Source organism: Streptomyces sp. NPDC026377 (genome assembly GCF_055567715.1).
In genome coordinates this window covers 368,199-377,915 of the sequence record NZ_JBVHPV010000007.1, presented here as the reverse complement: position 1 = coordinate 377,915, position 9,717 = coordinate 368,199, and the positions used below count along the sequence as shown (strand labels likewise).

Sequence of the window (9,717 nt, the reverse complement as noted above, 5' to 3'; positions counted from 1 at the left end):
GGCCCCCCCCCCCCCCGGGGGGGGCCCCCCCCCCCCCCGGGGGGGCCCCCCCCCCCCCCCCCCCCCCCGGGGGGGGGGGGGGGGGGGCCCCCCCGGGGGGGGCCCCCCGGCCCCCCCGCCGGGGGGGGGGGCCCCCCGCCGCAGGGTCAGGCCGGGACGTGGCGGAGCTTGTCGGGGTTGAGCACGACGTAGATCCCGTGGACGCGGCCGTCGCGGAGGTCGAGCGAGGTGAGCTGGGAGCGGTCGTCGAGCGAGGTGAACAGGGCGGGGGCGCCGTTGACGTCGACCAGGCGGGTGGCGCCGACCGTGTAGCGCTTCAGCAGACCGGTGACGAAGGCCAGCACCTTGCCGCGGCCGATGATCGGGCGCAGGGCGGCGCGTACCCTGCCGCCGCCGTCGTTCCAGGCGACGACGTCTTCGCTGAGCAGATCGGTCAGTCCTTCGAGGTCGCCCTGCTGGGCCGCCTCCAAAAACCGCGTGAAGAGCCGCACATGGTCCTCCTCGCTCGGCGAGAAGCGCTCCCGCCCGTCCGCCAGATGCTGTCCGCCCCGGCGGAAGAGCTGGCGGCAGTAGGCGGCGCCCAGCCCGAGGATGTCGGCGATCTCGTCGTACGGCAGCTCGAAGGCCTCGCGCAGCACGAACACGGCCCGCTCGGGCGGGGACAGCCGCTCCATCAGGTGGACGGTGGCGAAGGCCACCGTGTCGCGCAGTTCGGCGGTGTCCATCGGACCGAGCGCGTCGGTGGCGACCGGCTCGGGAAGCCAGGGCCCGGTGTAGGACTCGCGGGTCACCCGTGCCGAGCGCAGCTGGTCGAGGGCGAGCCGCGAGACCACCTTGACCAGGAAGGCGCGGGGAACCCTGATCTCGCCCCGGTCGGTTCCCAGCCAGCGCACACAGGCGTCCTGGACGACGTCCTCGGCGTCCCACATGGAGCCGAGGAAGCGGTAGGCGAGCCCGAGCAGCATCGGCCGGTGCCGTTCGAACTCGGCCGCGCCGCCCCCTTCCGCCGCCGTGTCCCGGTGTCCCCCTGGCGCTGCCATACCGCTGCCCTCTTCCCTGTTCGCGCTGTTCACGGCCGTGGGCCTCACTTCACCGCGGCCGGTGTGCCATTCAACTCGACCGCCATGCCGGTGCGCCACGAGGTGTGGCGCGGCCGCCAGTCGAGGACGAGGCGGGCGCGCGTGTTGTCGGCGCCGCGCAGCCGGGTCATGTACGCCACGCCCCAGCCGCCGACGGCGAGGCGGGCCACGGGGGCGGGCAGCCGCCTGGGGGCCGGGGCGCCCAGCATCCGCGCGACCTCCGGCACCCATGTGCTCATCGGGGCCGGGTCGTTGTCGACGATGTTCAGCAGACCGGTGGCGTTCTTGTCCAGGGCCGCGACCACGGCGGTGGCCGCGTCGTGGACGTGGGTGAAGGAGAAGGTGGCCGAGCCGCCGCCGACCAGCGGCAGCCGGCGGTCCCTGATCTGGCGGACGAACTGCCCGTCGGTGTCGAACGCCGTGCCGGGGCCGTAGAGATGGCCGAAGCGCAGGACGAGTCCGCGCGCCTGGCCGGTGCGCCGCTCCAGCTCCCGCAGCGCGTCGAGCGGGCGCCGGAACGGCTTGGGCGGGGTGCCCCACAGCGGGGTGTCCTCCCCGGCGAGGCCGTCGCCGTCCGGGTCGTACGCGAAGGCGACGCTCTGGCTGATGATCCGGCGCGCGCCCGCGCGCTGGGCCGCCTCGATCAGATTGCGGGTGCCCTCGGTGCGCAGCCGGTCGGTGAGGGCGAACTGGCGTGGCATGCGCCGGGGATCGATCCGGGGCGGAATGGCGGTGAGCAGGTGTACGACCGCTTCCGGGGCCGCCTCGCGCACGGCCCGGTCCAGGGCCGCCGCGTCGAGGGCGTCGGCCAGGACGGTCCGCGCTCGCGTCCCCTCCAGGAGGGCGGTCCGCCCGGCGGAGCGGGACAGGGCGATCACGTCGTGGCCCACCGAGGTGAGCAGCGGGACCAGTGCCCGCCCGATGACTCCGGTGGCTCCGGCGACCAGTACACGCATGGGGTTCCTCCCGATGTCGGTCCTCGGGGGCGGGTGCGCGCCCCGGAGGAGGTTCGGCATCAGGACGGGCGAGTCCCGCCGCGCGTGACAGTTGCCGGGTGTGACGTGGGCCACGGGCGGGGGGAGTTCACATCACCCGTTCGCGCCCCTCCCAGTACGGTTCGCGCAGCCGGCGTTTGTAGAGCTTGCCGTTGGGGTCGCGGGGCATGGCCGTGATGAAGTCGACGGACTTCGGGCGTTTGTAGCCCGCCAGGCGCTCCTCGCAGTGGGCGAGGATGTCCGCGGCGAGCCCCTCCCCCGGCTCGTGCCCGGGCGCGGCCTCCACCACCGCCTTGACCTCCTCGCCCCAGTCCGCGTGCGGGATGCCGAACACGGCGGCGTCGGCGACGGCCGGGTGGGTGAGGAGCGCGGCCTCGATCTCGGCCGGGTAGATGTTGACGCCGCCCGAGATGATCATGTCGATCTTGCGGTCGCGCAGGAACAGATAGCCGTCCTCGTCGAGGTAGCCGAGGTCGCCCACGGTGAAGAAGTCCCCGATGCGGTTCTTGCGGGTCTTGGACTCGTCCTTGTGGTAGCTGAAGCCGCCCGTCGACATCTTCATGTAGACGGTGCCCAGCTGGCCCGGGGGCAGCCGCTCGCCGCCGTCGTCGAAGACCGCGAGTTCGCTGATGGGCCATGCCCTGCCGACCGTGCCCGGCTTCTTCAGCCAGTCCTCGGCGGTGGCGAACGCCCCGCCGCCCTCGCTCGCCGCGTAGTACTCCTCCACGCAGCTCCCCCACCATTCGATCATCGCCCGCTTGACGTGGTCGGGGCAGGGGGCCGCGCCGTGGATGGCGTGCCGCAGCGAGCTCACGTCGTATCGCGCCCTGACCTCCTCGGGAAGCGCCAGCAGCCGGTGGAACTGGGTCGGCACCATGTGGGTGTGCGTACAGCGGTACGTGTCGATCAGGCGCAGCATCTCCTCCGGCGTCCACTTGTCCATCAGGACCAGGGGGTGCCCGATGTGCAGGGACGCGCCCGCGAACTGGAGCACGGCCGTGTGGTAGAGCGGCGAGCAGACCAGATGGACGTTGTCGTCGAACGGCTTGATGCCGAAGATGCCGAGGAAGCCGCCCAAGAAGGACTCCTCGGGGGGTTTTCCCGGCAGCGGGCGCCGGATGCCGCGCGGACGGCCGGTGGTGCCCGAGGTGTAGTTCATGACCCAGCCCAGGGTGCGCCCCTCGGGCACGGACTCGGGCCGGCCGTCGAGGAGTTGGGCGTACGGGTGGAACCCGGCCACCTCGCCGACCGCGTAGCGGTGGCTGCCCGGGAGCTTCGCCTCGTCGGCGGCGGCGGTCGCCGCCTCCGCGAACCGCTCGTGGGCGATGAGCACCTTGGCCCCGGAGTCCGCCACGATCCAGGCGATCTCGGGGCCGACCAGATGGTGGTTGACGGGGACGAGGTAGAACCCGGCCTGGGAGGCGGCCAGATACGCGGTGAAGAACTCCACCCCGTTGGGCAGCACCACGGCGAAGGCGTCGCCCTGTCCGAGTCCGGCCGCGCGCAGCCCGTGCACCAGCCGGTTGGCGGCGGCGTGCAGCCGCCCCGCCGTCCAGCGCTCGCCGTCGGGGGCGGTGAGCACGACCCGGCCGGGGTCGGCCGCGGCCTGCGCCCAGAACCCGTTGGGCGGCTGCCGGAAGCCGGTCATGACCCGCTCCTTCCCGCGATGCGGCTGATACGGTCCACGGCCCGCTCGAAACCGCGGGTGAGGTCGTCGAAGACCTCCTGGACGCTGCGTTCGGAGTTCATCCGTCCGACGATCTGGCCGACCGGTGTGCCGAGCAGCGGGGCGACCTCGTACTTCTGGATCCGCGAGACCGCCTCGGCGACCAGCAGCCCCTGGAGCGGCATGGGCAGGGTGCCCGGGCCACTCGGGTCGTCCCAGGCGTCGGTCCACTCGGTGCGCAGCTGGCGGGCGGGCTTGCCGGTGAGGGCGCGTGAGCGGACGGTGTCGCCGGAGCCCGCCGCGAGGAGTTTGCGGGTGAGCGCGCGCGAGTGCAGATCGGCCTCGGTGGTGGTGAGCCAGAGGGAGCCCAGCCAGACGCCCTGGGCGCCAAGGGCCAGCCCGGCGGCCACCTGGGCGCCGCTGCCGATGCCTCCGGCGGCGAGGACGGGAAGCGGGCCGACCGCGTCGACGACCTCGGGGACGAGCACCATCGAGGCGATCTCACCGGTGTGGCCGCCTGCCTCGTAGCCCTGGGCGACGACGATGTCGATGCCCGCCTCGGCGTGGCGTCGTGCGTGCTTGGCACTGCCGGCGAGCGCGGCGACCGGGACGCCGGCCGCGTGGGCCCGCTCGACCACGTCGGCGGGCGGGGAGCCGAGCGCGTTGGCGAGCAGCTTGATCGGGTAGTCGAAGGCGACGTCGAGCTGGTCGCGGGCGACCTGCTCCATCCACCCGGTGATGCGCCAGCCGGACGCCTCGCCGTCGGCGAGTCCGGGGACGCCGTGCTTGGCGAGCGTCTCGCGCACGAACTGCCGGTGCCCTTCGGGGATCATGGCCTCCACGTCGGCCTCGGTGACCCCCTCCACCTTCCGCGCGGGCATCACGACGTCGAGGCCGTAGGGGAGCCCGCCGGTGTGCTCCTGCATCCAGTCGAGGTCGCGCGCGAGGTCGTCGGGGGCGGTGTAGCGGACCGCGCCGAGCACGCCGAACCCGCCCGCCCGGGTGATGGCGGCGGCCACCGCCGGGAACGGGGTGAAGCCGAAGATGGCGTGCTCCACTCCCAGTCTTCTGCTCAGCTCCGTCTGCATGGGGCGCAGGATGCCGCAGCCGGGGCGCCGAGGGAAGAGATTTTCTGATGCTGCGTCAGTTTCTTTGCGCCACACCCCGTCCGGCACCCCGCCCGGGCTCCGCCCCGGGCGGCCGCGCCCCGGCGGTGCTACTCGCCGAGGACCGCCATCGCCGCGTTGTGGCCCGGAATGCCGCTGACCCCGCCGCCCCTGACCGCGCCCGCCCCGCACAGCGAGACGTTGGGGTACGCGGTCTCCACGCCCCAGCGTCCGGCGGACTCCTCCGCGTACGGGAAGGCGAGCGGTCGGTGGAAGATGTGGCCGCCGGGCAGCCGCAGCTCGCGCTCCAGATCCAGCGGGGTCTTCGCCTCGACGCAGGGGCGCCCCTCGGCGTCGGTGGCCAGGCAGTCGGCGAGCGGCTCGGCCAGGTGCGCGTCCACCTGGGCCAGCGTCGCCTCCAGAAGTGCCTCGCGCGCCTTGTCGTTCTCCCGGGCGAACAGCCGCGCCGGGGTGTGCAGCCCGAAGAGCGTCAGTGTGTGGTGGCCGCGCTCCGCGAGGTCCGGGCCGAGGATCGAGGGGTCGGTGAGCGAGTGGCAGTAGATCTCGCTGGGCGGCGCGGCGGGCAGCCCACCGGCCTCGGCCTGCGCGTACGCGGCGGCCAGCGCCCCGTACCCCTCGCCGATGTGGAAGGTCCCGGCGAACGCCTCGCGCGGGTCGACCGAGGGGTCCTTGAGCCGGGGCAGCCGGGTGAGCAGCATGTTCACCTTGAGCTGGGCGCCCTCGGCGGGTTCGGGAGCCGGGCCGCCGGTGAGCGCCGCCAGGGCCTCGGGAGAAGCGTTGACCAGGACGTGGCGGCCCACGACCCTGCCCTCGCCGTCCTCCGTCCGGTAGTCGACCTCGGCCTCGCGGCCGTCGGTGCGCAGCGCGGTCGCCTCGTGGCCGGTGACGATCTCCGCGCCCGCCGCCCGCGCGGCGCCCGCGAGGGCGTCGGTGAGCGCGCCCATCCCGCCCACCGGCACGTCCCAGTCGCCGGTGCCGCCGCCGATGACGTGGTAGAGGAAGCAGCGGTTCTGGGCGAGGGAGGGGTCGTGGGCGTCGGCGAAGGTGCCGATCAGGGCGTCGGTGAGGACCACGCCGCGAACCAGGTCGTCGCGGAACCGCTCCTCCACGGCGACACCGATCGGCTCCTCGAAGAGCGCCCGCCACGCCGTGTCGTCCCCCAGGCGCTCGCGCAGGGTGGCGCGGGTGGGCAGCGGCTCGGTGAGCGTGGGGAAGATCCGCCCGGCGGCGCGGCGGGTCATCCCGTAGAACTCCTGCCACGCCGTGAACTCGGCGTCGGAGCCGGTCAGCCGGTGGAACGAGGCGCGGGTGCGCTCCTCGCCGCCGCCGACGAGCAGCCCGGTGGGACGGCCCTCGCGTACCGCAGGTGTGTACGAGGAGACGGTCCGCTTGCGGACGGCGAAGCGCAGTCCCAGATCGTCGATGATCTTCTGGGGCAGCAGGGAGACGAGGTAGGAGTAGCGGGAGAGGCGGGCGTCGACACCCGCGAAGGGGCGGGTCGAGACGGCCGCGCCGCCCGTGCGGCCGAGGCGCTCCAGGACCAGGACCGACTTTCCGGCGCGGGCGAGGTAGGCGGCGGCGACCAGGCCGTTGTGGCCCCCGCCGACGATCACGGTGTCGTAGACCTGGTGTGCGGGCATGGCCCTTCCTAGCACGCGCCGCTCATCGGCGGCCAGGGTGGCGCCCGCCGGTGCGGGGCCTACCGGGTGCCCGGCCCGTTCTCCCGCCGCAGGGCCGCGACCCGGTGTCTCAGGGCCGTCGCCTCGGCGCCGCGCCCCAGCCGCTCAAGGCAGTGGGCCTCCTCGGTCCGGCCGGCCAGGGTGTCGGGGTGGTCGGCGCCCAGGACGCGCTCGCGGGCGTCGGCGACCTGGCGGTAGAGCGTCAGGGCCGCCGACCAGCGCCCGAGCCAGCCGAGCCCGACGGCCGTCTCACGGCGGCTGACGAGGGTGTCGGGGTGGTCGGGGCCCAGGACGCGCTCGCGCAGCGCGCACACCTCGCGGGCCTCGGCCAGGGCCTCCTCCCAGCGGGCCAGGCGGCCGAGGTTGACGCCGAGGCCGTGGCGGGCGCGCAGCGTCTCGGGGTCCTCGGGCCCGTCGACACGGGTGCGGTCCTCCACCAGGGCGCGGTACAGCTGGAGCGCCTCGGCGCCGCGCCCCAGGCGGCCGAGGGCGATGCCGATCTCGTACCGGGTGGCGAGCGTGTCGGGGTGGTCGGCCCCGAGCGCGGCCGTACGGGCGGCGGCGACCTCGCGGTAGACCTGGAGCGCCTCGGCCCAGCGCCCCGACTGGCCGAGCACATAGGCCACTTCGTAGCGGGACACCAGGGTGTCGGGATGCCCCGGGCCCAGCACCCGCGCGCGGTCGGCGGCGACCTCGTGCGCCATGCGGTCGGCGTCCTCCAGCCGGCCGAGGCGGCTCAGGTTGAAGGCGAGGTTGTGGCGGCAGCGCAGCGTGGCCGGGTGGTCGGCGCCCAGGACGCGCTCACGGGCCGCGAGCACCGAGGCGTACATCTGGTGCGCCTCGAAGTGGCGTCCGAGACGGCCCAGGACGTACGCCGACTCCTGGCGGGCGTCGAGGGTGGCCGGGTCGTCGGGGCCCAGGGTGCGGGCGCGGGCCTGGGCGACCAGGCCGAACTCGCGCAGGGCGTCCGCCTCGCGCCCGGTCCTGCTCAGGGCGAAGGCCACCTCGTACTGGCTGACCAGGGTGTCGCAATGGTCGGGTCCCAGCGCCTGGGCGCGTTCGGCCGCGACCGCGCGGTGCACCTCGCCCGCCTCCGCCCAGCGGCCCGCGCGCCCCAGGGCCAGGCCCTCGCGGTGGCGGTCCTCCAGCGCGGCGAGCAGCTCGGCCGGGGGCGGTGGCGGTGGGCCCGGAACGGGCGGGGCGGGCGGCAGGGCGCTCGTCCAGGCGCCGGTGAGGCTGCCGTCGGGGTCGGGCGGGGCGAGGTCCGGCCGGGTGGGGCCGGTCGCCTTGTGGCCGGTGGTCATCCCGCGCGCCCAGGACGGCAGTCCGCGCGTGCGCGGGGGCGTCGGCGCCATCGGGTGGAGGACAGCGGGTTCGGCCGGGAGTCCGCGCCCGGCGGCCAGCCGCCGGGCCAGCTCCCGGGCGTCCGGAGGGCGTGAGCCCGGCTCCTTGGCGAGCAGGTCGAGGACGGCCTCCTCGAAGAACACCGGCAGTTCGGCGCGCCGGGCGCGCGGCGGCTCGGGCGCGGTGTCCCGGTGGCCGATGAGGATCGCCCAGGCGTCGTCGAGGTCGAACGGGGGCGCCCCGGTGGCCAGTTCGTACAGCACACAGCCCAGCGAGTACAGGTCGCTGCGGTGGTCGACGGCGGCGCCGCCGATCTGCTCGGGCGACATGTAGTGCGGGGTGCCCATGGCGATGCCGGTCCCGGTGAGGCGGGACGTGAAGCCGATGTCGGCACCGAGGCGGGCGATCCCGAAGTCCAGGATCTTCACGGTGCCGTCCGCCAGGCGCATGATGTTGGCGGGCTTCAGGTCCCGGTGCACGATGCCCTGCTGATGGGTGTAGGCGAGGGCGGAGGAGACCTGCTCGGCGATGTCCACGACGTCCGGCACCGGCAGCGGCTGCCCCTTGCCGTCCTGGAGGAGCTGGCTCAGGTTGCGTCCGTCGAGCAGCTCCATGACGAGGTAGAGCCCGCCCTCGAACTCCCCGAAGTCATGGACGACCGTGACGCCCCGGTGCTGGAGCGCCGCCGCCACCCGCGCCTCGCGCCGGAAGCGCTCGCGCAGCACCCGCGCGAACGACTGCTCCGGCTGCGGCCCCAGCGGCTTGAGGCACTTGACGGCCACCCGCCGCCCCAGCGACTCGTCACGGGCCGCCCACACCTCGCCCATGCCGCCGCGCCCGATCAGCTCCAGCAACCGGTACCGGCCGTGAATCAGCCTGGTGTCCGCCATCGCGCGATGTCGCCCCCGTCACTGTGCTGCTGCGTCCTCCCCGGCCCCGTCCAGTATGGACGTCCGTCTGCGCGCTTTGTACGGCGCCGGACGCGTTCCGGGACCGAGCCGGGCCACCGCCCGCAGAATGTGCTTCGGCGGGAGCTGCCAGCGCAGGGTGTCGGGGACGCCCCGCAGCAGCCGCGCGGCGGTGACGAGCCGGCGGGTGACCGCGTGCGGTGCGGGCGCGGGCCGTCCGTACAGCTCGTGGGCGTACGGGGGCAGCGTGTCGTAGGCGAGCCGGGCCACGGGCCGCCACACCAGCGCGCGCGCCGGGGCCAGCAGCGGGTGGACGGGCGGGCGCCGCAGGAAGGCGTCCACGTCGCGCGCGTCGGCTCCGGCCGCGAGCTCGGGCCGTATCCGCGCGAAGTAGGCGGCGAGCCCGGCGGTGGACGCCGGGACGCGGGCCGGGTCGAGGCCGATGAGGCGGGCGGCCTCGCGCTGTTCGTCCACGTACCGGTCGGCCTGCGCGTCGGTGAGGACGAATCCGGAGCGCCGCGCCACGTGCAGATAGCTGTCCACCTCGGCGCAGTGCACCCACAGCAGCAGGGCCGGGTCGTCGATCCCGAACCGCTCGCCGGTCACCGGGTCGTCGGCCTTCAGGAGGCCGTGGATGCGCCGTACGCGCGCGCCGGCGCGCTCGGCGTCCTCCTTCGTCCCGTACGTGAGCGTGCCCACGAAACGTGCGGTACGCAGCAGCCGCCCCCAGGGGTCCTCGCGGATGTCGCCGTTCTGCAGGACCCCGCGCACCGCGCGCGGATGCAGGGCCTGGAGGTACAGCGCCCGCACCCCGGCGATCCACATGACGGGGTCGGCGTGCATCTGCCAGGTCACCGAGCCGGGCCCGAAGTACCCGGGGTCGGCCCCGCCGTATCCGGAACTGCCCTCACCCATCGGC

Annotated in this window: 7 protein-coding genes; all 7 read right to left on the bottom strand. The window is 74.8% G+C overall.

Annotation, left to right across the window (positions count from 1 at the left end; all coding sequences use genetic code 11):
* Positions 1–146 precede the first annotated feature (146 nt).
* The 7 genes from sigJ to ACZ4MU_RS18080 all read right to left on the bottom strand — a co-directional run bounded on the left by sigJ (position 147) and on the right by ACZ4MU_RS18080 (position 9,713).
* Positions 147–1,040: an RNA polymerase sigma factor SigJ gene (gene sigJ, locus ACZ4MU_RS18110; RefSeq protein ID WP_467877188.1), complete on the bottom strand. Its 894-nt coding sequence runs from the start codon at positions 1,038–1,040 to the stop codon at positions 147–149.
* A gap of 44 nt (positions 1,041–1,084) precedes the next feature.
* Positions 1,085–2,035, bottom strand: a complete 951-nt coding sequence (locus tag ACZ4MU_RS18105; protein ID WP_467877185.1) for an NAD-dependent epimerase/dehydratase family protein — start codon at positions 2,033–2,035, stop codon at positions 1,085–1,087.
* A 127-nt stretch (positions 2,036–2,162) separates the two neighbouring features.
* On the bottom strand, positions 2,163–3,722 hold the full coding sequence (locus ACZ4MU_RS18100) for an acyl-CoA synthetase (RefSeq protein WP_467877182.1): 1,560 nt from the start codon (positions 3,720–3,722) through the stop codon (positions 2,163–2,165).
* Positions 3,719–4,828: an NAD(P)H-dependent flavin oxidoreductase gene (locus ACZ4MU_RS18095; protein ID WP_467877180.1), complete on the bottom strand. Its 1,110-nt coding sequence runs from the start codon at positions 4,826–4,828 to the stop codon at positions 3,719–3,721. The genes ACZ4MU_RS18100 and ACZ4MU_RS18095 overlap by 4 nt, the downstream gene beginning before the upstream one ends.
* Before the next feature lie 128 nt (positions 4,829–4,956).
* A complete protein-coding gene (locus tag ACZ4MU_RS18090) occupies positions 4,957–6,507 on the bottom strand; it encodes a phytoene desaturase family protein (protein ID WP_467877177.1) in 1,551 nt (516 codons plus the stop codon).
* 59 nt (positions 6,508–6,566) lie between these two features.
* Entirely contained in the window at positions 6,567–8,780 is a 2,214-nt protein-coding gene (locus tag ACZ4MU_RS18085) for a serine/threonine-protein kinase (RefSeq protein WP_467877175.1), read from the bottom strand.
* Between the two features lie 18 nt (positions 8,781–8,798).
* Positions 8,799–9,713: an oxygenase MpaB family protein gene (locus tag ACZ4MU_RS18080; RefSeq protein WP_467877172.1), complete on the bottom strand. Its 915-nt coding sequence runs from the start codon at positions 9,711–9,713 to the stop codon at positions 8,799–8,801.
* Between the last annotated feature and the right edge of the window lie 4 nt (positions 9,714–9,717).

Coding starts and splice junctions, on each gene's coding strand:
- ACZ4MU_RS18080 (WP_467877172.1), bottom strand. CDS start 9,713: ATGGGTGAGGGCAGTTCCGGATACGGCGGGGCCGACCCCGGGTACTTC.
- ACZ4MU_RS18100 (WP_467877182.1), bottom strand. CDS start 3,722: ATGACCGGCTTCCGGCAGCCGCCCAACGGGTTCTGGGCGCAGGCCGCG.
- ACZ4MU_RS18090 (WP_467877177.1), bottom strand. CDS start 6,507: ATGCCCGCACACCAGGTCTACGACACCGTGATCGTCGGCGGGGGCCAC.
- sigJ (WP_467877188.1), bottom strand. CDS start 1,040: ATGGCAGCGCCAGGGGGACACCGGGACACGGCGGCGGAAGGGGGCGGC.
- ACZ4MU_RS18095 (WP_467877180.1), bottom strand. CDS start 4,828: ATGCAGACGGAGCTGAGCAGAAGACTGGGAGTGGAGCACGCCATCTTC.
- ACZ4MU_RS18105 (WP_467877185.1), bottom strand. CDS start 2,035: ATGCGTGTACTGGTCGCCGGAGCCACCGGAGTCATCGGGCGGGCACTG.
- ACZ4MU_RS18085 (WP_467877175.1), bottom strand. CDS start 8,780: ATGGCGGACACCAGGCTGATTCACGGCCGGTACCGGTTGCTGGAGCTG.